The 20,024-nt window shown below is 66.4% G+C and carries 22 protein-coding genes and 1 other RNA gene; 8 read left to right on the forward strand and 15 right to left on the reverse strand.

From position 1 onward, the window contains the following. Nucleotides 1-39: 39 nt before the first annotated feature. Genes ASF79_RS08510 through ASF79_RS08520 form a run of 3 tightly spaced genes read left to right on the forward strand, consistent with a single transcriptional unit; the run spans nt 40 to nt 2,351 of the window. Nucleotides 40-426 (forward strand): hypothetical protein, encoded by a 387-nt coding sequence (locus ASF79_RS08510; protein WP_055853732.1) that lies wholly within the window; start codon nt 40-42, stop codon nt 424-426. Then, nucleotides 427-1,623 (forward strand): glycosyltransferase, encoded by a 1,197-nt coding sequence (locus ASF79_RS08515; RefSeq protein ID WP_055853734.1) that lies wholly within the window; start codon nt 427-429, stop codon nt 1,621-1,623. It abuts the gene before it with no gap. Further along, nucleotides 1,620-2,351: a PIG-L deacetylase family protein gene (locus tag ASF79_RS08520; protein WP_055853737.1), complete on the forward strand. Its 732-nt coding sequence runs from the start codon at nt 1,620-1,622 to the stop codon at nt 2,349-2,351. The genes ASF79_RS08515 and ASF79_RS08520 overlap by 4 nt, the downstream gene beginning before the upstream one ends. A gap of 59 nt (nt 2,352-2,410) precedes the next feature. Here the strand turns inward: ASF79_RS08520 and ssrA are convergent. Continuing rightward, nucleotides 2,411-2,807: a transfer-messenger RNA gene (ssrA, locus tag ASF79_RS17045) on the reverse strand. 132 nt (nt 2,808-2,939) lie between these two features. On the opposite strand from ssrA, the gene ASF79_RS08525 reads away from it, so the two are divergent. Beyond that, a complete protein-coding gene (locus ASF79_RS08525) occupies nt 2,940-3,617 on the forward strand; it encodes an SIMPL domain-containing protein (protein ID WP_055853740.1) in 678 nt (225 codons plus the stop codon). Continuing rightward, nucleotides 3,614-4,522 (forward strand): SDR family NAD(P)-dependent oxidoreductase, encoded by a 909-nt coding sequence (locus tag ASF79_RS08530; protein WP_055853742.1) that lies wholly within the window; start codon nt 3,614-3,616, stop codon nt 4,520-4,522. Before ASF79_RS08525 ends, ASF79_RS08530 begins: the two co-directional genes overlap by 4 nt. Before the next feature lie 30 nt (nt 4,523-4,552). Here the strand turns inward: ASF79_RS08530 and smpB are convergent, their stop codons facing one another. From smpB to prfB, 4 genes are all read right to left on the reverse strand, one after another. Further along, the gene (gene smpB / locus ASF79_RS08535) at nt 4,553-5,029 is read right to left on the reverse strand and encodes an SsrA-binding protein SmpB (protein WP_055780595.1); all 477 of its coding nucleotides are present in this window, start codon (nt 5,027-5,029) and stop codon (nt 4,553-4,555) included. Between the two features lie 100 nt (nt 5,030-5,129). Next, on the reverse strand, nt 5,130-6,044 hold the full coding sequence (ftsX, locus tag ASF79_RS08540) for a permease-like cell division protein FtsX (RefSeq protein ID WP_055780590.1): 915 nt from the start codon (nt 6,042-6,044) through the stop codon (nt 5,130-5,132). Beyond that, a complete protein-coding gene (ftsE, locus tag ASF79_RS17050; protein ID WP_082495770.1) occupies nt 6,041-7,114 on the reverse strand; it encodes a cell division ATP-binding protein FtsE in 1,074 nt (357 codons plus the stop codon). The genes ftsX and ftsE overlap by 4 nt, the downstream gene beginning before the upstream one ends. A gap of 97 nt (nt 7,115-7,211) precedes the next feature. Then, nucleotides 7,212-8,318, reverse strand: coding sequence for a peptide chain release factor 2 (gene prfB, locus ASF79_RS08550; RefSeq protein ID WP_055780586.1), 1,107 nt, complete (start codon nt 8,316-8,318; stop codon nt 7,212-7,214). Between the two features lie 59 nt (nt 8,319-8,377). Between prfB and ASF79_RS08555 the strand changes: the two genes are divergently transcribed. After that, on the forward strand, nt 8,378-9,640 hold the full coding sequence (locus tag ASF79_RS08555) for an MFS transporter (protein ID WP_055853743.1): 1,263 nt from the start codon (nt 8,378-8,380) through the stop codon (nt 9,638-9,640). A 20-nt stretch (nt 9,641-9,660) separates the two neighbouring features. Here the strand turns inward: ASF79_RS08555 and ASF79_RS08560 are convergent, their stop codons facing one another. The 10 genes from ASF79_RS08560 to ASF79_RS08600 form a co-directional block, all read right to left on the reverse strand. Beyond that, nucleotides 9,661-11,145, reverse strand: a complete 1,485-nt coding sequence (locus tag ASF79_RS08560) for an MFS transporter (RefSeq protein ID WP_055853745.1) — start codon at nt 11,143-11,145, stop codon at nt 9,661-9,663. Between the two features lie 53 nt (nt 11,146-11,198). Further along, the gene (locus tag ASF79_RS08565) at nt 11,199-11,654 is read right to left on the reverse strand and encodes a pilus assembly protein TadG-related protein (protein WP_235500696.1); all 456 of its coding nucleotides are present in this window, start codon (nt 11,652-11,654) and stop codon (nt 11,199-11,201) included. Nucleotides 11,655-11,667: 13 nt separating this feature from the next. Then, nucleotides 11,668-12,096: a hypothetical protein gene (locus ASF79_RS17315; protein ID WP_235500697.1), complete on the reverse strand. Its 429-nt coding sequence runs from the start codon at nt 12,094-12,096 to the stop codon at nt 11,668-11,670. After that, on the reverse strand, nt 12,086-12,499 hold the full coding sequence (locus ASF79_RS08575) for a TadE family protein (RefSeq protein WP_200933552.1): 414 nt from the start codon (nt 12,497-12,499) through the stop codon (nt 12,086-12,088). The genes ASF79_RS17315 and ASF79_RS08575 overlap by 11 nt, the downstream gene beginning before the upstream one ends. A gap of 7 nt (nt 12,500-12,506) precedes the next feature. Further along, on the reverse strand, nt 12,507-12,683 hold the full coding sequence (locus tag ASF79_RS17545; protein WP_181035629.1) for a hypothetical protein: 177 nt from the start codon (nt 12,681-12,683) through the stop codon (nt 12,507-12,509). A 71-nt stretch (nt 12,684-12,754) separates the two neighbouring features. Further along, a complete protein-coding gene (locus ASF79_RS08580) occupies nt 12,755-13,693 on the reverse strand; it encodes a type II secretion system F family protein (protein WP_055854649.1) in 939 nt (312 codons plus the stop codon). Next, a complete protein-coding gene (locus tag ASF79_RS08585) occupies nt 13,690-14,403 on the reverse strand; it encodes a type II secretion system F family protein (protein ID WP_235500698.1) in 714 nt (237 codons plus the stop codon). Before ASF79_RS08585 ends, ASF79_RS08580 begins: the two co-directional genes overlap by 4 nt. Before the next feature lie 140 nt (nt 14,404-14,543). After that, nucleotides 14,544-15,797 (reverse strand): CpaF family protein, encoded by a 1,254-nt coding sequence (locus tag ASF79_RS08590; protein WP_055853752.1) that lies wholly within the window; start codon nt 15,795-15,797, stop codon nt 14,544-14,546. Nucleotides 15,798-15,890: 93 nt separating this feature from the next. Continuing rightward, the gene (locus ASF79_RS08595) at nt 15,891-17,180 is read right to left on the reverse strand and encodes an ABC transporter permease (RefSeq protein ID WP_055853754.1); all 1,290 of its coding nucleotides are present in this window, start codon (nt 17,178-17,180) and stop codon (nt 15,891-15,893) included. Then, complete coding sequence (locus ASF79_RS08600) at nt 17,177-17,872, reverse strand: ABC transporter ATP-binding protein (protein WP_055781927.1); 696 nt, start codon at nt 17,870-17,872, stop codon at nt 17,177-17,179. The genes ASF79_RS08595 and ASF79_RS08600 overlap by 4 nt, the downstream gene beginning before the upstream one ends. A gap of 192 nt (nt 17,873-18,064) precedes the next feature. Here ASF79_RS08600 and ASF79_RS08605 point away from each other — a divergent pair, with 192 nt between their 5' ends. Together ASF79_RS08605 and ASF79_RS08610 are read left to right on the forward strand one after the other, a co-directional pair. Continuing rightward, complete coding sequence (locus ASF79_RS08605) at nt 18,065-19,348, forward strand: sensor histidine kinase (protein WP_162239077.1); 1,284 nt, start codon at nt 18,065-18,067, stop codon at nt 19,346-19,348. Next, nucleotides 19,345-20,013: a response regulator transcription factor gene (locus ASF79_RS08610; protein ID WP_055853759.1), complete on the forward strand. Its 669-nt coding sequence runs from the start codon at nt 19,345-19,347 to the stop codon at nt 20,011-20,013. Before ASF79_RS08605 ends, ASF79_RS08610 begins: the two co-directional genes overlap by 4 nt. Nucleotides 20,014-20,024 lie beyond the last annotated feature (11 nt).

Genomic DNA, 20,024 nt, shown 5'->3' on the forward strand with positions numbered 1-20,024 from the left:
GTCCACGAGACGCGAGGGCCTCGGGCTAGAATTTACGGTATGACGACTGCTTCCGCCCCGGCCAAGACCTCCGCTCCAGTCAAGTATCTGACCAAGGCCGTCGGCGGCGGTCTGTTCATCCTCTTCTGGGCCATCGCCATCGTGCTGTGGGTACTGGTCGGACAATTCGACGACGCGGGGCTTCGCGGCTTCGTCGCCGACGCGGGGATCGTCTTCGCGTCGCTGGGCACCGCCGCACCGTTTCTGGCGACGACGCGCTCTCTGACGATCGCGTTCGGCTGGGGAGCCGTCGCGCTCGGCTTGTTCGCGCTGGCCGATCTGGGGCAGCTCACGGTGATCGTCTACCTCCTGCGCATGTTCGTGCCGCTTGTCGCGATCCTCGCTCCCGTCAACAAGTTCGTCAACGGTTACCGAGTGTTCGTCTAAGTGCTGCGCATAGCTCTCGTCTGCCTGCACACCTCACCAGCCGACGAGCCCGGCTCCGGCGATGCCGGAGGCATGAACGTGGTCGTTCTGCACCAGGCGCAGGCGCTGGCGGCTCTTGGGCACGATGTCGAGATCGTCACCCGACGATCGACGTCGACCGCCCCGGCCGTCGTGAATCTCGGCAAGAGCCTGCGGCTGCGCTTCATCGATGCCGGCCCCGCGCATCCGGTCGCCAAGGGCGACCACGAGAAGTACATCGACGAGTTCGGTGAGCGGCTCTCGGAGCTCGGCCCCTACGACGTCATCCACTCCCATCACTGGTTCTCCGGCATGGCCGCGCTGCCCGTCGCGCGGGCCCGCCGCGTCCCGCACATCCAGAGTTTCCACAGCATCGCCGCCGACGACGCGACGCCTCTCTCCGACGGAGAGCGGTCGGAATCTCCCGGGCGGATGGCCGGAGAATCCTGGCTGGCGCGCGAGTCCGACGCTCTGATCGCCATCAGCAATGCCGAAGCACGCACGATCGAGACCCGATTGGGCGGTGACCCTGCGCGGATCACGGTCGTCTCCCCCGGTGTCGACAGCGACCTCTTCACGCCCGCCGGCCACGGATCCTCGACACCGGCGCGCGCTCCCTACGCGGTGGTGGCCGCCAGACTGCAACCGCTGAAAGGTCTCGACCTGGCAATCGAAGCCGTCGCCGCCGTCTCTCCCGACCTCAGGCCCGACCTCGTCGTGTCTGGCGACGCATCCGCTGATTTCGACGGCTACGTCGACGAGCTCTCCCGGCTCGCCGAGCTCAGAGGCATCGCCGACGCGGTGCACTTCATCGGGCCGCAGTCACGTGAGGCTCTGGCCGAACTGCTGCGCCAGGCGCGCGTCGTGTTGATCCCCTCGCATTCCGAGACCTATGGACTCGTCGCCCTCGAAGCCGCTGCCAGCCGGGTTCCCGTCGTCGCGGCGGCATCGGGAGGGCTCCGAGAGGCTGTGATCGACGGCGTCACCGGAATAGTCCTCGACTCTCGCGATCCCGCCGCGTGGGCGCAGGCCATTGCGCGGCTTCTCTCAGACGACCATGAGGCCGCGGCCCTGTCGAGGCGGGCCCGAGAACACGCGGAGGAGCTCAGCTGGTCACGGTCTGCCGAGGCGCTCCTGAGCGTATACACCGGCCTCGCATTACCCATCGCTGTCGCGTGAGCATCCTCGACGGTGTGAGCCGCGTGCTGTTCGTGCACGCGCATCCCGATGACGAGACCCTGGCCACGGGTGCCCTGATCTCGGAGATGGTCGACCGAGGCATCCGGGTTCATCTGGTGACCGCAACGCGAGGCGAGCGTGGAGAGATCGTCGCCGGCGCCCTGGCGGTGGAGCCAGACCCGGAGACCCTCTCGCAGATCCGCGAATCCGAGTTGAGCGCCGCATCCGCGATTCTCGGCATCAGCGACAGATACTGGCTCGGCAGCACGCCGGCACGAGCTCGCGGTCTCGCCGAGCGGCGGTACCGGGATTCGGGCATGGCATGGATCACACCGGAACTCGCCGGCCCCTCCCCCGATGTCACGGCCGATGCGCTCGTCAGCGCCCAGCTCGACGAGGTCGCGAACGACCTGACCGCGCTGATCGAGGAGATCCGGCCGACCCTGGTCGTGGGTTACGACGACGCCGGCGGATACGGGCATCCCGATCACGTCCGCATGCACGACGCGACCGAGGCCGCGTGCCGCATGACGAACACCCCGTGGGCCGAGATCGTGGCAGAACAGGGCGACGAGGTCGAGTGGTTCGATCTCGAGCACCGACTGCCCGTCGTCGCCTCGGCGCTCAGCGCCCATGCGACGCAGGTTCGCGTCGACGGAGACCACATCGTGCACTCCGGAGGTCAGCGACAGGCCATCCCGACGTCCATCGGGCTCCGCGCACGCTGAAAGCCAGCCCTCGGATCAACGGGGCGACGAGAACTCGACAGTGCGTGATGTGACCTCTGTGGTGGAGATGCGGGGAATTGAACCCCGGTCCACTGCTGTGATTCTGCGCCTTCTACGGGCGTATCCTGTTGAGTCGTTCTACTCGGCCCCGAGTCTTGTTACAGGCATCTGACTCGACGGGCCCAGCCCGAGTGCAAGTCCCTCCGCGCCCTCTGGCGTAACGCGGAAGCAATCTCTCTGAATGTCGCCAGAACCCGGGTAGAGAGCATTCCCGGACTGACGGTCTCTATTTAGTGCTTAGAAGAGAACTACGCCGCGAGGGCGAAGTCTGCCTGAGCAGAGACAGTGCGGTTTGATTTGGCACTTATTGTTTTTCAGAGATCGTTAACGAGATAACCCTGAATCCTCGACCCGCTTCTCGCAGTTTCGCAGGCAATGTCGAAACCGATCATCCCCGAGCGGGTCACTATCACGCACTGTTGAGTTGTGTTGTGCACCAGCACCTCTATGGATGCAGCTTCTTATCTTACGACAGATATGCGGCAAGGGCCAGCACGGGTCGATCGCCGTCGCGGATAAAGTGAACCCATGAGCGAGACGATCATCACTGTCACTGCATCGGCCGATACCCACCACGCCCCGGAACGCGCCGTCGTTCAGCTCGCCCTCGGCTTCGAGGGAGCCGATCGACAGGACGTCTTCGAGAAGACCCGTCGGCTGCACGCAGAGACCTCCGACAGCCTGCGGGCCTTGCACGACCCGGTGGCTGACGCGGTCACCCGGTGGAGCGCTGACCAGGTGAGCGTATGGGGCCAGCGCCCGTGGAGCCAGGACGGCGCACAGCTGCCCCCCGTCTATCACGCGACGACGACGGTGCGTGCTCGCTTCCGCGACTTCTCTGCGCTGGCTGCCTGGATCGATTCCATCGCCTTCCGTGACGGGGTGACGGTGACGAGCGTCGACTGGGCGCTCACGTCGGCCACGCATTCGGCACTGCAGTCCGACGCTCAGAAGACCGCGATCGTCTCTGCTCGCTCGAAAGCACAGAGTTACGCAGAGGCACTCGGGCTGTCGACCCTCCGCGCGATCGCTGTCGCCGATCCCGGGATGCTCGGAGACGACGGCCGAGCCGGGTCGACCGTGAGCGTCGCCCGGTTCGCGTCGCACGAGATGGCGAAGAGCAGTGCAGGCGGGCCGCTCGACCTGACGCCCGCCGACGTTGTCATCAGCGCATCCATCGAGGCACGATTCGCGGCCACGGCATGACCCGCGACCTCGTCGGCCGAACCATCGTCGTCACCGGTGGCAACGCCGGGCTCGGATACTTCACCGCCGAACAGCTCGCCCGCCGCGGCGCTCGCATCGTCATCGCGAGTCGAAACGAGGCCAAGGCGAAGCTGGCCATCGATTCCCTGTTGCGTGAGGTCGAGGGCGCCGAGCAACCGTCGTTCGTCCATCTCGATCTCGCCGACCTCGCGAGCGTGTCACGCGCATCCGACGAATTGGCCGCGCTGCCCTCGAACGACGTGCTGGTCGCGAATGCCGGCATCACCGAGGGCACCGCCGAGTCGAAGACGGTCGACGGCTTCGAGAGCATGTTCGGCACCAATCACCTCGGCCACTTCGCCTTGATCTCGCAGTTGATGCCGTCACTTCTCGCCACGGCGAGCTCCCGCATCGTCCACCTGGGCAGCATCAGTCACCGGTTCTACCCTCTCGATCTCGACGAGCTCGATTCTCCATCGAAGTTCCGCAGCTTTCGGAGCTACGCCCGTTCGAAGCTGGCCGTGATGACGTTCGCCTTCGAACTCGACCGACGACTTCGAGAGGCCGGTCACGACACGCGGAGCATCGTCGCGCATCCCGGATTCGCGCTCGACGAACTGACGCCACTACGGCCTGGGGTCACCCCCGACGCCCGGCCGAGTTCCGCCGTGCAGACCCTGCTTGGGTCATTCGCTCAGGGCAAGGATGCCGGCGCCTGGCCGATCGTGCTGGCCGCCACAGACGTCTATCTTCGCGGCGGTGAATACGTCGGGCCCGCAGGATGGCAGCAACTCAAAGGACGCCCCCGTGTCACGGCCGCCAAGGCATGGTCTCGCGATCGAGCCGCCGCAGCCAGGCTGTGGCAGCTGTCGGAGGATCTGACCGGAGCATCCCTGCGACTGTGACCGGCGGCTGCGCCGCCGTCGATCAGGCGATCAGTCGCCGAGATTACGGCGTGCCGACATCGCCCTGTCAGACTCGCGCTTGTCCTGCCGTTCACGCAGCGTCTGGCGCTTGTCGTACTCGCGCTTTCCCTTCGCCACAGCCAACTCGACCTTGGCACGCCCATCGCTGAAATAGAGCTGCAAGGGAATGAGCGTGTAACCGCCCTCTTTCGTCTTGTTGTGCAGCTTGAGGATCTGCTCCTTGTGCAGCAGCAGTTTGCGCTTGCGACGTGGGGTGTGGTTGTTCCACGTACCCTGCGTGTACTCGGGGATGTGCACGGCGTCGAGCCACGCCTCGCCGTTCTCGATGAACGCGTAGCCGTCGACCAGCGAAGCCCGACCCATGCGCAGCGACTTGACCTCGGTGCCGTTCAAGACCATTCCGGCCTCGTACGTCGACTCGATCGTGTAGTCGTGCCGAGCCTTGCGGTTGGTCGCGACGACCTTCTGACCGCTCTCCTTGGGCACGTTGCACTCCTGACGATTCGTGTGCCGCACAGCGCGTGCGGCAGCCGTCCAGTATACGCCCAGCCGAGGGTCGCGCTCGCCCGCGCCCGCAGCGTGACGATCAGACCTTGAGGTACCGGGTGATAGCGAACTTCGCCGACAGTGCCGCCAGCACTGCTCCGACGACCACCAGGATGGGTGCAACCAGAAGCGCGTCCCCGGTATTGACGAACGAGGTGAATGGCAGTTGGTTCAACAACCAGCCCTGCACGAAGAACTTCACGATCGACCAGATAGCCAGCCCGGCGAGGGCCGATCCGATGAGCGAGGCGATCACGCCCTCGATGATGAACGGGGTCTGGATGAACCTGTTCGACGCACCCACCAATCGCATGATCCCGAGTTCTCGGCGGCGCGAGAAGGCTGAGAGCCTGATGGTGGTGGCGATCAGCAGCACGGCCGCGATCAGCATGATGGCGGCGACGGCGATCGCGGTGTAGCTGGCTGCGTTGAGTACCGTGAAGATCTGCTCGAGATAACTTCGTTGGTCGGTCACGCTCTGCACGCCGGCGAAGCCGGAAAGGCTCTCGACGAGCACGGCCGACTGAGTGGGGTCCTTCAGGTTGACCCAGAAGGTCTGCGGCAGCAGATCGGGCGTCACGTAGTCGGTGACCGGGTTGCCCTTGAACTGCTCCTGGAAGTTCTCGAACGCCTGATCGTGATCCTCGAAGTAGTACTTGTCGATGAATGGCGACAGCGTCGGACCGTCAAGCTGTGCTTTGACAGCGTCGATCTGGTCCTGCGTCACATCGCCGTTTCCACAGGTCTCCCCCGTGTCGGTGGCGGTACACAGGTAGACGGCGACCTGAGCCTTGTCGTACCAGTAGTTCTTCATCTGGCCGATCTGCATCTGCAGCAGAATAGCCGTGCCGACGAAGGTGAGAGAGATGAAGGTGACGAGCACGACGGAGATGACCATCGAGACGTTGCGTCTGAGGCCGGTGCCGACCTCGCCGAAGATGAGTCCGAGTCTCACGAGGTGGGTCCTACGTTCTGGTCTTTGGCCGGGTCGATTCGTTCACCGGGAGCCCGAAGCCCCAGCTTCTCGGCCAGGCCGAGCTGATCGGTGACCGGGTCGACCGCACGAGGCGTGGCCGACAGCGGCGCCGGCGGCGCGGATGCGGCGGGTGCAGCGGCGGCGGGAGCGGATACGGCCGGCTCGCCCTGGTCTGGAGCGGGGGTCGCTTGGGTCTGGGCCGGAGTCGCAGAGACGTTCGCTGCCTCCGAGGCATTCGGTGCTTGGGGCGCGACGACGGGCGCGGAGAAGGTGGGAGTCGTGCCGCTCATTCCGCGGCTGCCGCGCACCATGCCGGGGATGCCGATCTCGGCGGTCATGCCGCTGTCACGAAGGGCGATCTCGGCCGTCATTCCATAGCCGCCTTCGAGCTCGTCACGAACGACCTCGCCCTGTACGAGCTCGATCACGCGACGCTGCATCTGGTCGACGATGGCGTTGTCGTGGGTCGCCATGATCACCGTGGTGCCGCCCGCGTTGATGCGCTGCAGGACCTGCATGATGCCACCACTGGTGAGGGGGTCGAGGTTTCCGGTCGGCTCGTCGGCGAGCAGGATGGCGGGCTTGTTGACGACGGCGCGGGCGATGGCCACGCGCTGCTGCTCTCCACCCGACAGCTCGTGCGGCAGGCGATTGGCCTTCTCGTTCAGACCGACCATGGCCAGCACGTCGGGCACGGCCTCCTGGATGAATCCGCGCGACTTGCCGATGACCTGGAGCGTGAACGCCACGTTGTCGAACACGTTCTTGTTCGGCAGAAGGCGGAAGTCCTGGAAGACGACGCCGAGGTTGCGCCTGAAGTAGGGCACCTTCCGCGACGAAATCGTTCCCAGGTCTTGGCCGAGCACGTGGATGCTGCCACTCGTGGGCTTGTCTTCCTTCAGCACGAGGCGCAGGAAGCTCGACTTGCCGGAGCCCGAGGCTCCCACAAGAAAGACGAATTCACCGCGGAGGATCTCGAGGTCGACGCGGTTGAGCGCCGGCTTCTTGGTCCCCCGGTAAATCTGGGATACGTGATCAAATCGAATCATGGCAGGTTGAGCTTAAGCAGGCCGACGAGCTTGTCCACGCACGACTCGCCACGGAGCGCCGATTGACCCGCGAGTCTGAAAGCGAGCCCGGTATTGCCTAGGAGACCTTCTGCTTGCGCCAGCGGATGCCCGCCGAGATGAAGCCGTCGAGCTCGCCGTCGAAGACATTCGAGGGGTTGTTCGATTCGTAGTCGGTGCGCAGGTCTTTGACCATCTGGTAGGGCGCGAGCACGTAGCTGCGCATCTGGTCGCCCCAGCTCGCCGTGATGACACCGGCCAGTTCCTTCTTCTTCGCGTTCTCCTCGTCGCGCTGCAGCAGGAGCAGTCTCGACTGGAGGACCCGCAGTGCTGCGGCGCGGTTCTGGATCTGGCTCTTCTCGTTCTGGCAGCTCACGACGATTCCCGTGGGGAGGTGCGTGATGCGAACGGCCGAGTCCGTCGTGTTGACCGACTGGCCGCCCGGGCCTGACGAGCGGAAGACATCCACCCGGATGTCGCTTTCGGGAACGTCGACGGATTCGGTCTGAGCGATAAGCGGGATGACCTCGACGGCCGCGAAGCTCGTCTGGCGCTTGCCCGCCGAGTTGAAGGGGCTCATGCGCACGAGCCGGTGGGTTCCCGCCTCGACAGACAGCGTGCCGAATGCGTATGGAGCGTCGACCTCGAACGTCGCGCTCTTGATGCCCGCCTCTTCTGCGTAGCTGGTGTCGAGCACCGTGACCGAGTAGCCGTGCTGCTCGGAGTAGCGCAGGTACATGCGCAACAGCATCTCTGCGAAGTCGGCGGCGTCGACGCCGCCCGCTCCGGCGCGGATGGTGATGACGGCGGCCCTCGGGTCGTACTCGCCGTTCAGAAGCGTCTGCACCTCGAGCTCTCCGAGGAGCTTCGTGAGGCTTTCGAGCTCGGCCTGAGCCTCCTGGGCCGACTCCTCGTCGCCCTCGGAGTTGATGAGTTCGACCATGATCTCGAGGTCTTCGAGACGCGAGGTGATGCTGGTGACCTTCCCGAGGTCGGACTGCGCGTGCGACAGAGCGCTGGTCACCTTCTGCGCCTTCTCGGTGTCGTCCCAGAGGTCGGGCACACCGGCCTGAGCGCTGAGGTCGTCGATACGTGCCTTCAGGTCATCGACGTCGATGACCGAGAGGATGTCGCGGAAGGTGGAGCGGAGGGCGGCGATCTGCTCGCTGAAATCAAGTTCCTGCATGGTGCACCCAGCCTACCGGGCGGCCGCGGGCGATCCTCCGGCGTAGGGTTGGATGCGATATGAGCGACACAGAGACCGGTTTCCGTTTCCGTTCCATCGCCCTCCCCGCTCTTCTGCCCTCTCTGCTCTTCGCTATCGGCGAGGGGTCGATCATCCCGATCATCCCCGCCATCGCCCAGGATCTCGGCGCGGGTCTCGCCTTCGCCGGCTTCATCGCGGCGATGATCATGGTCGGAGAACTGATCGGCGACATCCCGAGCGGCTGGATCGTGAGCCGCATCGGCGAGCGGAGGGCCATGGTCGGGGCGTCGCTCGTCTCGATCATCGGCGTCACGACGTGCATCGTCGCATCCGGGCCCTGGATGCTCGGGGTCGGCATCTTCTTGCTCGGCCTGTCGACCGCGACCTTCGCCCTGGCGCGGCACGCGTTCATGACGACCTTCGTTCCGCTGCCGTACCGGGCTCGGGCGCTGTCGACACTCGGTGGAACATTCCGGGCGGGATGGTTCGTCGGACCGTTCATCGCCGCAGGACTCATCGCCCTCACGGCACACGCGGCGATCGTCTTCTGGGTGCACCTCGGATGCGCCGTCATCGTGATCGTGCTGCTCATGGTGATGCCCGATCCCACAGCCGCGGCCGCCGCTCGCACCGGCGCCTCCGGCTCGCACGAGACCGAGGGCGAACAGCTCGTCGCCGGGGAATCGCACGGCCTCTTCCGCACGATCTGGAACTTCCGCGGGGTGCTCGTACGGCTCGGAACGGGTGTGGCGATCGTCGGCGCGCTGCGCGCGAGCCGCTCGGTCATCCTGCCGCTCTGGGCCGTGAGCCTCGGACTTCCCGAGAGTACGACAGCCCTCATCATCGGTCTCGGCGGCGCCATGGACTTCGCCCTCTTCTACGCCAGCGGGCAGGTGATGGACCGCTTCGGCAGGCTGTGGAGCGTCGTGCCGTCGATGCTCGGAATGGGCATCGGACTCTTCGTCCTCGCGTTCACCCATGACCTGCAGAACGCCGTGGGCTGGTTCATCGGCATCACGGCCGTCACCGGTCTCGCGAACGGAATCGGCAGCGGCATCCTGATGACCCTCGGCGCCGATCTGGCCCCCAAGAACGATCCGGCGCCGTTCCTCGGCGCGTTCCGCTTCACCGGCGACGCGGGAACGGCCGCCGCTCCCCTGCTGGTCTCCCTGGTGGTGGCCGTGGCGACACTGTCGCTGTCGACCGCGATCATCGGCGTCATCGGCGTTCTCGGGGCAGGCCTCATGCTGCGCTACGTGCCCCGCTACGTTCCCCGACGGCCGGGCCGCCCGTCTGCGTGATCAGGCCTCGATAGTTCTCATCAGGTGGATGGCGTGGCCTGCTGCGCCCGGGCCTTCGCGCGCGATCGCAGGTCGACGAGTCCCACGATCAGTGAGACGGTGATCAGCGCGATCGCGATGAGGATTCCGTTGCGGAATCCGTCGTGGTACACGGTGAGCTGGTCGGGCGTCGTCGCCTCGCGATAGAGCGTGGAGAAGAAGGTCGAACTGACGGCGGCCACTCCGATCGCGGTTCCGACGCGCTGACCGACCTGCGCGAGCGAACCTGCGACGCCGCCCTCGCTCACGGGCACCTCGGCCAGCGTGAGCGTCTGATTGGGCGAGATCACGAGGCCGCCTCCGGCTCCCGCGACGGCCATGGCGGCGGCCATCCACCAGATCGTCTGATCGCGCGGAGTGAGCACGGCGGCGGCGAGGATCAGCGAGAAGCCGATGATGACCGTGACGGTACCGATGACCACGAGCTTGCGCCCGTAGCGCTCGACGATGCGCCCGCCGATGAGCGAACTGGCGGCAGAGGTGAGCGCGAACGGGATGCTGACCATGCCGGCGAAGACGGGAAGCGCGCCGAGGCCCTGCTGCAAGTAGAGAGTCGTGAGCAGGAAGGTACCGGGGATGGCGGCGAAGTAGGCCGTGGCCACGAGGATGCCGTTGCGATACGAGGCGATGCGGAACAGGGCGAAGTGCACCACCGACGACTTTCCGCGGCGGGAGTAGTCGCGCTCCCACAGTAGGAACGCGACTGTTCCGAGCACGAAGCCGATGAGCCAGAACCAGCGCTTGGGGTCGTCGTCGGGGCCGCCCGTGGTGAAGACGAAAGGCACCATGACGCTGAACACCGAGAATCCGAGGAGCAGGATCCCGACGAGGTCGAGTTCGGTCTTGACCGTCGACCCCTTCGGTTTTGTGGGCAGCAGACGCAGCGCGAAGAACAGGGCGATGAGTCCGAGCGGGATGTTCATCCAGAACAGGAGTCTCCACCCGTCGGTCTCGCCTCCGAGGGCGATCAGAAGGCCACCGAGGGTCGGACCGAACGCGGTCGAGACTCCGATCGTCGCTCCGAAGATTCCGAAGGCACGCCCGCGGGCCGGGCCCTGAAAGAGCTGCTGCACGAGCCCGAGTACCTGTGGCATCTGGATGCCGGCGGCGACGCCCTGCAGGATGCGCGCGATGAGCAGCGTCTCGACCGTCGGTGCGAGGGCGCAGGCGAGGCTCGCCAGGGTGAACGAGATGAGGCCGATGGAGAACAGGAGTTTGCGCGAGTAGATGTCGCCGAGCCGCCCGGCCGGAACGAGCGCGAGTCCGAAGGCGAGGGCGTAGCCTGCGACGATCAGCTGGAGTTCGGTGGACCCGGCGCCGAGCGCCTTCTCGATCGACGGAAGACCCACGTTGACCTTCGACAGGTCGAGGATGGTGAGCGCGGCGACTCCGACGGCAACGGCGAACGCCTGCCACTTCGCCCGCTCGGTGATCTCGATCTGAGGTGTCGGTGAAGTCGCTGCCATGGACACGTACGCTACACCGAGGCTGTGGGTTGCCTGAGGGCCTTGCGTAGATTTCAGCGGAATGTAGAACGAGCGACCGAGGTGACCTCGATGGGAAACCCGTTCGGCACGACGAGCGACAGCACCGCGGGCCGCCACGACGCGGAAAGGGTGACGCTGGCGCTGCGCCCGTCGGAGGTGGTGGCCTCGATCACCGTGAGGTCGTCGAACGATGCGGATGACGGGGCGTTGTCGAGATAGTCGTCGACGGCTGCGTCGACGGCCTGCGGCTCGAGCCTCGGAACGACGGCGGAGTCGACCAGCTCGACATCGTCGAGGGAGAACGACTCGGCACCGGCGAGGGCGGCACCGTCGGCCATGGTGAAGAGGCGTGTGCGTTCAAGGTAGAGACTCGATGCGGCAACGACGACGAGCACGACGAGCAGTGCCAAGGCCGCGTAGAAGATGGTCAGCAGCAGGGTCGAGCCCTCGTCGGAGCGGAGTCGCTCTGCCACGGCGTTCGCACTCACCAGTTGGGCCGCATCATGAATGGAATCTCGAGACCGTCTGGGTCGCAGTAGCGACGAACGGAATTCCGCCGGCTTTCTCGCTCCCCAGGAACGCCGGGAGCAGAGGAAGAGGAACCGACACGCGCACCGTGACCGTGACGTGACCCGCCCGCGTGAGGCAGGCATCCGGAACCGGCTGGCACGAGTATTCGAGCGGAGCGACGCCGGCGGAGATGCCGAAATCGGAGAAGGCGATCGCCGCCGCCTGCTCGGCCGACGCGGCGCCCTGCTCGACGGTCGGTGACTGCACGAACACACGAGCAGCCTGTCGCGCCGCGCCCTCGGCGGCGAAGGCGGCACCCTGCAGCACGGAGAGTGCGCTCACGAGGTAGACGAGCGGTACGAGAAGCAGGATTCCCGCGGTGATGAACTCGAGCGAGGCCGAGCCGTCGTCAGCCCACAAGCGTCTCCGCAGCCGCATGCCCTGTCACCTCCAACGATCTCGGAGGTCCGAAGGGACCGGCGAGCGGCAGGGGCGCGCTCACGGTGACCTCGGTAGCGGGAACCCCGAGGTACTCGGTGTACCCCGAGGTGACTCCGGCCGCGTAGTCGGCGCCCACCGCAGTGGTGATGAGTTGCCTCGTGCGCTCCGCTCCGTCTTCGGGCGAGTTTCCCGCGAGCGCCGCGAACCGAGCCCCCTCTGCCGCCGCGTCGATGAGCGTGTTGCGCACGTGCAGGGCGAAAGCCAGCTGGATGACCCCGAGCGTGAGAGCGGTCAGCAACACGCCCACGAGGACGAACTCGACCGCGGCCGAGCCTTCGTCACGCCGCAGTCTCTGCAGGAGCCGCCGACTCTTCGACTGCATGAGCAGATCAGAACGCCGTCACGCGATCGATGGCCTGCTCGAAGACCTGGCTGAGCGCGGGACCGGCGAGACCCCAGATGATGATCACCAGACCGGCCGTCATCAGTGTGATGAGCACCCAGCCGGGCACGTCGCCCTGATCGTCGCGCAGGCGCCGGGCGAGTCGAGTGGGTATCGAAATCATGTTTCTCTCTTTTCAGCGGAATCGGAGGATGGGGCGTTCAGGGAGCAGACGGAGGGACGAGTGGCTCGGCATCAGAAACCCGTCTGCAGCACGACGATGCCAGGCCACACGGCGAAGAGCACGGTGGTCGGGAGGATGAGGAAGACGAGGGGCACGAGCATCGTGACCTCTTTCTTGCCCGCCGACTCGAGCAGGGCGCGCTTGGTGTCTTCGCGGGAATCCTGAGCCTGGGCCCGCAGCACGTCGGACAGTGGGGTTCCCCGCTCGAGAGCACCCGTCATCTGTTCGACGCAGCGAGTGAAGGCGGGCAGGGCCAACGCACCGGCCCGCGACTCGAGTGCTGCGACGAGACCGACTCCCGAGTTCACCTCGGTGACCACGACGGCGAATTCGCGAGCCAGCTCTCCGCTCGAGACACGAGCCACGCGTCGCAGCCCGTCGAGTACCGTCTCTCCGGCCGAGAGGCTGAGCGTCAGGAACTCGAGCACCGTGGGAAGCTCGCTGTCGATGCGCGCGATGCGCTTTCTTGCTGCCCTCCGCAACACCAGATCGCGTGCGGCGATGCCCACTGCACCGAGCACGATCGGGATGGCCAGCTGAGTGGCCATCGGCATCGTCGTCGTGGGTGACGAGACGGCGACGAGGACCGCGCCGACGGTCGCTCCGGCCACACCGTAGACGAGTTGTTGCGAGCGGAAGTGCTCGACGGAGAGCTCCGACCGGGACTGCGCCAGACGACGCTCGATCTGTTCCGTACCTCCCAGGATTCCACTGAGGATGTCGATGGCGACCCGGGCGAGAGGCGACAGGAGCACACCAAAGACCGGAAGCGGGTCGCTGGAACGCTTCGTCAAGAATTCACGGGCGCCCGCCGAGACGTCGACCAGGTAGGGCGCGGTACGTTCGGCCAACGACGGTCTCGACAATCGCGGGGTCAGGCTCACCAGCGACCAGAGGCCGACGCCGAGAACGACTCCGAAGAGCATCGCCCAGGCCACGGTCGCGCTCATGCGAACCACCGACGTTCTTCTGGGATCCGCGCAATGACCAACATCACGCGGTACGCGATGACGCTGAGGACGAGGCCTCCCACGATGAGCGTCACTCCCCCGGCGCTGTTGTAGGCGGCAGCGGCCTCAGGACGTGTCGACAACAGCAGCAGAACGATCCACGGTGCCGCCACCCCCAACCGAGCCGCATTCATGACCCAGGACTGCCGGGCTTCCACTTCGCTGCGTATCGCCGCGTCTTCTCGCAGATAGCCCGAGAGACTCCGCAGCACCCTTGTGAGGTCGGTGCCACCGACCTCTCTCGACATGCGCAGCGTCTCGAGGATGCGGTCGGCCGTCGGGTCTGCGAGCCGCGCCTTGAGCGCGTCGAGACTCACGCCGAAGTTACCCGTCGTTCGGTACAGCGCTTCGTACTCGGCAAAGGCCGCGCGGCTGGAGACGGGCCCCGCGTGCGCGAGAGTACTCACGCTGTCGGGCAGGGCGACGCCGCTGCGAACGGCCGACACGAGGTGGTCGACGGCATCCGGCCAGTAAGTGTGACTCGCACGGCGACGAGCTCGGCCGCGGTGGCGCACCACGGAGATCGGCAGAAGCGCCCCCACCACAAGGGCGGCGGCATCGAGTGCGAGTACGGCGAGAGAGGCCTCCGCGACCGCGGAGGCGACCAGTCCCAGGCACGCGCTTGCCGTGATGAACACGGAAACGGGCATTCTCTCGAGTCCTGCACGATCGAGTAGGGAACGAAGACGACTGACGCGTCCCTTCACCACAGGCTCCGTCGGTGCGGGCCAGAGGGCAGGGGCCGCGCACAATACGAGGCCCAGACCCAGAATGAGTCCGAACACCGTGCTCATCGGTCGCCCCGGCCGAGCACGATCGATGGTTCGAGACCGGCGGCCCGGAATTTCGCCGTCTTCGTCGGGTATCCCCCGGTCGCGACGAGGTCGCGGCCCTCGAGAGCGAAGATCGTGCTGGCCTCGATGACTCCGCCCTGGCCCGGCGCGCCCGAGACCTGGCCGCTCGGCGCGAGGATCTCGACGATCCGACGCGCGCCACGCTTATCCATCTCGCAGTGCACGACGATGTCGATGCACGACGCCACCGTGGGTGTCACGAAGGCGGCATCGATGTTGCGACCGGCGAGCAGGGGCAGTGTGCAGAGCTTCACCAGCGCGTCCCGGGCGCTGTTGGCGTGGATGCTGCACGCTCCGGGCAACCCGGAGTTCAGCGCGATGAGCAGATCGAGACTCTCCGCCTCGCGCACCTCGCCGACCACGATGCGGTCAGGGCGCATTCTCAGTGCTTCTTTGATGAGGCGCCGCAGAGTGATCTCACCCGTTCCCTCGAGGCTGGCCTGACGGCATTGCATCGCGACCACGTCGCGCGCAGTGAGATCGAGTTCGAAGGTCTCCTCGACGGTGACGATGCGATCACTGGGCCGAGCGACAGAGAGCAGGGCATTGAGCAGGGTGGTCTTGCCGCTCTGCGTCGCACCCGACACCAGGATGTTCTGCTGCGCGAGCACGCACATGCGCAGGAACTCGGCAGATTGCTGGGTGAGTGCGCCCAGCCCGACGAGCTGATGAAGGTCTCGGATGCGCCGGGCGAATTTACGGATGTTGACCGCAAGGTGAGCTCGGGTGACGTCGGGGATCACGACGTGCAGTCGGCTGCCATCGGGAAGGGAGGCGTCGACGAAGGGAGAACTCAGATCGACGCGTCGGCCCGAACTCTGCAGCATGCGCTCGACGAGCTCTCTCACCTCGAGATCCGACAGCACCACGCTCGAGCGCTCCGAGACGCCGTTCTTGGCCACGAACACTCGGTTGGGGCCGTTGATCCAGATCTCCTCGATGCTGGGGTCGTCGAGGAGCGGCTGCAACGCACCGAAGCCGGTCAGCGAGGCCACGACCTCGCGGGTCGCGAGCGTCTCGTCGGCCAACAACGGAGAGCCGCCGCCCAGGGCCCGCTCGGTGTACCGCCGAACCTCGTCGTCGACGAACTGCCTTGCGAGGCTCTCGTCTGACGCCAGATCGACACCCTCGCGGCGCACGCGGTCACGCACACGTTCGGTGATCAGCTGCACGGCGTTCGCCACACGCATCCTCCTGTCGATCGTCCTCGACCGACATGATGCACCGAAACGCCGAAGCCCCGCGGAAGTTATCCACAGGGCTTCGACGAACAGGCGAGCGAACTACTCGTAGCGCAGCGACTCGATCGGATCCTGACGGGCCGCACGCAGCGCCGGGATCGTGCCGGCCAGGAACGCGATGCCCATCACCACGAGGATGATCACCGCGATCGACGCAGGATCGAAGGCGATCAGGGTGAGCCCCGGAAGAGCCGACAGCAGGCCGTTCGCCAACACCCCGTTCAACGCTGTTCCAGCGAGGATCGCCCCGGCCGCTCCGATGGCGCTTCCGAGGAATCCGATGAACACGGCCTCCAGGCTGAAGAGGCCGAACACCCGGCCGCCGCCCATGCCCATCGCCTTCATGAGTCCGATCTCCCGCGTGCGCTCCTGCACGCTCATCAGAAGGGTGTTCACGATGCCGAAGCCCGCCGCGATCAGCGCGATCACCGCGAAACCGTTCAGCACCAGCACGATCGCGTCGATGACCGTCTTGAACGACCCGATCTGATCCTCCACCGTGGTGGCGTCGTAGCCGAGCGCCTTGAGGTCGCTCTTGATCGTCGACACCTGCGCATCCGAGGACGACGGATCGAAGCGCACGCTGACCGACGCATAACTGTCTTTCGTCGAGCTGCTCAGACCGACCGATTGGGCGTCGTACAGCGCCGTTGTGAGCGCGTCATTGGCGGTGAGGCTCGAACTCCCGAGCAGACCTGCCTCGGCGACGCCGGAGACGGTGGCATCGATGGTGCTCGACGTGCCCGTCTGGTCTGTGACGCCGAACGTCACCGTCTTGCCCACGGCATCCGAATCGCTCGAGAAACCCAGGGGCTCGACGTACGACACTGGCAGGGCGACCTCGAAGGCATTTCCGTCGCTCGACGGCTCCGAGCCCGCGGCCAGGTCGAGGCTCATGCCCGACACGAAGCCGCCGATCGCCGCCTGGTACGGGGTGCCACCGTCGTACTCCACGTAGTTCGGTCGGGCCGTGAGTACGGGATCGACGGATTCGACGCCCTTCACCGCCCGAATGTCGCCGAGCTCGGCCGCCGTGATGGCCTCGACCGTCGACCCGGGCCTGCCGGTCGCGCTCTCGACGTTGGTGGTGTCGGGCTCGTACTTCGCCGGCCCCGACGTGGTGTCCTCCACGGTCTTCGTGACCGTCATCACATCGTCTGCGCCGATCGAGGAGACGGTCGTGTCGATGTAGCGATTGATGCCCGTCCCCACCCCGCTCGTCAGTGCCAGCGTGAAGGCTCCGATGAAGATGGCCAGCACCGTGAGGGTCGTTCGGGTCTTGCTGCGGAACGTGTTGCTGATCGCCGAACGGATCAGATCGAGGCCGCTCATGCCGTCGCTCCGTTCCGGTCGACGATGAGGCCGTCGCGGATGAAGACGCTGCGGTCGGTCTTCGCCGCCAGGTCCTCGTCGTGGGTCACCACGATCAGCGTGATCCCCGTGCGCCGGTTGAGATCGAAGAGGATGTCTTCGACCACCGCGCCCGTGGCCGTGTCGAGGTTGCCCGTCGGCTCGTCGGCGAAGATCACGCGCGGTTCGTTCACCAGGGCGCGAGCGATGACCACGCGCTGCTTCTGGCCGCCCGAGAGATCGGTGGCCTTGTTCTTCGCCTTGTCGGCGAGCTCGAGCCGCTCGAGCGCCTCCATTCCACGCCGCCGTCTTTCCGAACCGCCGACCCCGGCGATGCGCAGCGGCAGCGTCACGTTGTCGAGCACCGAGGTGTTGGGGGTGAGGAAGAACTGCTGGAAGACGAACCCGAAGGTCTGGTTGCGCGTGCGATTGAGGGTCCGACCGCCGAGAGCTCCCGCGTCACGACCGCTCAGCTCGACGGCGCCGGTCGACGGCTTGTCGAGCAGCGCCAGCAGGTGCATGAGCGTCGACTTGCCCGAGCCGCTCTTGCCGACGATCGAGATGGACTCGCCCTCGTCGATATCGAGCGATACCCCCTTCAGCGCGTCGAAGCGGGCTGCGCCTCGACCGTAGGACTTCTTGACGTCTCGCGCCGCGAGAACCGGAACCGGCATGGATGCTCCTGAGCTGTCTGCTCGTGCGATGTGCACGATCACTCCAGACTCGCTGCACATCGGATGCCCGTCGTCACCCCGGCACGGCATCTTCGGCTACCACGAACGTGGGACGCGCGCGGCTCGAGCGTGCTGCGAGACTGGACGACAGCGAACCCACGACAGGGATCACGACAGGAAGAAGGCGCGCCCGTGAGATCCGGTTCTCGAGCGTTCCCCGTGCCCTTCGAGTCGCCCCTGCCTGTGCGGCTGCGCTGGATCCCCTCGGCCCTCGCGATCATCGTCGTCTGCGTTCCCGTCGTCGTCGCATCCCGCAGCAGAGCCGCTGCCGGCGGCACCACGACCGAGGTGCTGGCGCTGTCTGTCGTGGTGGCGCTCGTTCTGGTCGCCGCCTTGGTGCTGCGCACGCGGTACCCCCGCAGCACGGCGGCGGTCGCGATCGCGGCGGCCTGCGCGGCAGTTCTGCTGTCGAGCCTGGCGCTGACCGGTCCCGGTCCGGTCGTCGCGTCGATCATCACACTGATGATCACGGTCTTCGGTGTCGGATCACGCCAGGGCCGCACCCCGGCGCTCATCGTGGCCGGTGCCGCAGTCGTGGCCACCGGCAGCGTGTTGCTTCTCGCTCCCCCGCCCGAGTCGCGCGGCGTCGAATCGCTCATACTGCTCGTCGCCCTCGTCGGCCTCGCCGCAACGGGTGGCGTGGCCCAGTACAACGGGCGCGCTTTCATTCAGGCCATCACCGAACGGGCACGACGAGCAGAGGAGACGCGGGAATCCGAGGCAGAGAGGCGGGTGACCGAGGAGCGGCTCGCCATCGCCCGCGATCTGCACGACGTCATGGCCCACCAGATCGCCGTGATCAACCTGCACGCCGCCTCGGCCTCGAAGGCCCTCCGCACGAGACCGGATGACGCGGAACGCTCCCTCACCACCGTGCGCGAGGCGGCGCGCACCGTGCTCGGTGAGATCGGGAGCCTCCTGACCGTGCTCCGCTCGGCCGACAGCGGGAGCTCGGCGGTGCTGGCTCCTACGCCCGGACTATCGGAGCTTCCGCGCCTCTTCGACGAGTTCTCGAAGGCCGGGCTCACCGTGGAGCAGAGGACGGTCGGCACCCCGGTCGAGCTCGACTCTCTGCGCGACATCGTCGCGCACCGCGTTCTGCAGGAGGGCCTGACGAACGCCCACAAGCACGGCGGCGACGGCACCGCCCTCGTGCAACTCGACTACGGCGACGACGGCCTCGGGATCACGGTCACCAACGTGACTCGGCCCCGGAGCGACGACAGGACCGTCGTGGAGAGCGGTCACGGACTCGCGGGGGTGCGCGAGCGTCTGTTGTCGGTGGGAGGAACGCTCGAGACGTCGTTCGGCCCGGGGCCCGTGCACCGCTTCGTGGCGCATCTTCCCCTCGACGCTCCTCATCACGATCCGCGCGGCAGCGCGCAGGCCGTCCCCGACCCGAAGAGGCACACATGATCTCCGTCGTTCTCGCCGACGACCAGGCGCTCATCCGCACCGCCGTCTCCGAACTCGTCTCCCACGAGGAGGGCTTCACCGTCGTGGGCGAGGCGGCGAACGGTCGGGAGGCCGTCGACGTCGTTCGCGCGACCCGTCCCGACATCGTGCTCATGGACATCCGGATGCCCGTGATGGACGGACTGCAGGCGACCGAGGCGATCTGCGCCGACCCCCTGCTCGCAGGGACGCGCATCGTGATCCTCACCACCTTCGAAGACGACGAGTACGTGCTGCGGGCGCTGCGGGCGGGCGCCAGCGGGTTCCTCGGCAAAGGCACCGAGGCGGATGCGCTCATGGCGGCGATCAGGACGGTCAACGACGGCGAGGCGCTGCTGTCCCCGAGGGCGACCAGAGCCCTCATCGATCGCTACCTGTCACCTGCGGAAGCGTCGCCGCAGCGTGTTCCTGACGAGCTGGCCCTCTTGACGGAGCGGGAGCGGGAGATTCTGCTTCTCGTCGGATCGGGCTTGTCGAACGGCGAGATCGCCGCCGGGCTCGTGATCTCGCCGCAGACGGCGAAGACCCACGTCAACCGCATGATGTCGAAGCTCGGCGTGCATGATCGCGCCCAACTCGTGATCATCGCCTACGAGTCCGGCCTGCTTGTTCCGGGGCGAAGCTGACCAGCCCCTGC

This window comes from Agreia sp. Leaf335 (genome assembly GCF_001423605.1).
Lineage (GTDB): Bacteria > Actinomycetota > Actinomycetes > Actinomycetales > Microbacteriaceae > Agreia.

Coding starts and splice junctions, on each gene's coding strand:
- ASF79_RS08610 (WP_055853759.1), top strand. CDS start 19,345: ATGATCTCCGTCGTTCTCGCCGACGACCAGGCGCTCATCCGCACCGCC.
- ASF79_RS08595 (WP_055853754.1), bottom strand. CDS start 17,180: ATGAGCGGCCTCGATCTGATCCGTTCGGCGATCAGCAACACGTTCCGC.
- ASF79_RS08560 (WP_055853745.1), bottom strand. CDS start 11,145: ATGGCAGCGACTTCACCGACACCTCAGATCGAGATCACCGAGCGGGCG.
- ASF79_RS08600 (WP_055781927.1), bottom strand. CDS start 17,872: ATGCCGGTTCCGGTTCTCGCGGCGCGAGACGTCAAGAAGTCCTACGGT.
- ASF79_RS17545 (WP_181035629.1), bottom strand. CDS start 12,683: ATGATTTCGATACCCACTCGACTCGCCCGGCGCCTGCGCGACGATCAG.
- ASF79_RS08525 (WP_055853740.1), top strand. CDS start 2,940: ATGAGCGAGACGATCATCACTGTCACTGCATCGGCCGATACCCACCAC.
- ASF79_RS08590 (WP_055853752.1), bottom strand. CDS start 15,797: ATGCGTGTGGCGAACGCCGTGCAGCTGATCACCGAACGTGTGCGTGAC.
- ASF79_RS08585 (WP_235500698.1), bottom strand. CDS start 14,403: ATGCCCGTTTCCGTGTTCATCACGGCAAGCGCGTGCCTGGGACTGGTC.
- ftsE (WP_082495770.1), bottom strand. CDS start 7,114: ATGATTCGATTTGATCACGTATCCCAGATTTACCGGGGGACCAAGAAG.
- ASF79_RS08530 (WP_055853742.1), top strand. CDS start 3,614: ATGACCCGCGACCTCGTCGGCCGAACCATCGTCGTCACCGGTGGCAAC.
- ASF79_RS08510 (WP_055853732.1), top strand. CDS start 40: ATGACGACTGCTTCCGCCCCGGCCAAGACCTCCGCTCCAGTCAAGTAT.
- ASF79_RS08575 (WP_200933552.1), bottom strand. CDS start 12,499: ATGCAGTCGAAGAGTCGGCGGCTCCTGCAGAGACTGCGGCGTGACGAA.
- prfB (WP_055780586.1), bottom strand. CDS start 8,318: ATGCAGGAACTTGATTTCAGCGAGCAGATCGCCGCCCTCCGCTCCACC.
- ASF79_RS08555 (WP_055853743.1), top strand. CDS start 8,378: ATGAGCGACACAGAGACCGGTTTCCGTTTCCGTTCCATCGCCCTCCCC.
- ASF79_RS08580 (WP_055854649.1), bottom strand. CDS start 13,693: ATGAGCGCGACCGTGGCCTGGGCGATGCTCTTCGGAGTCGTTCTCGGC.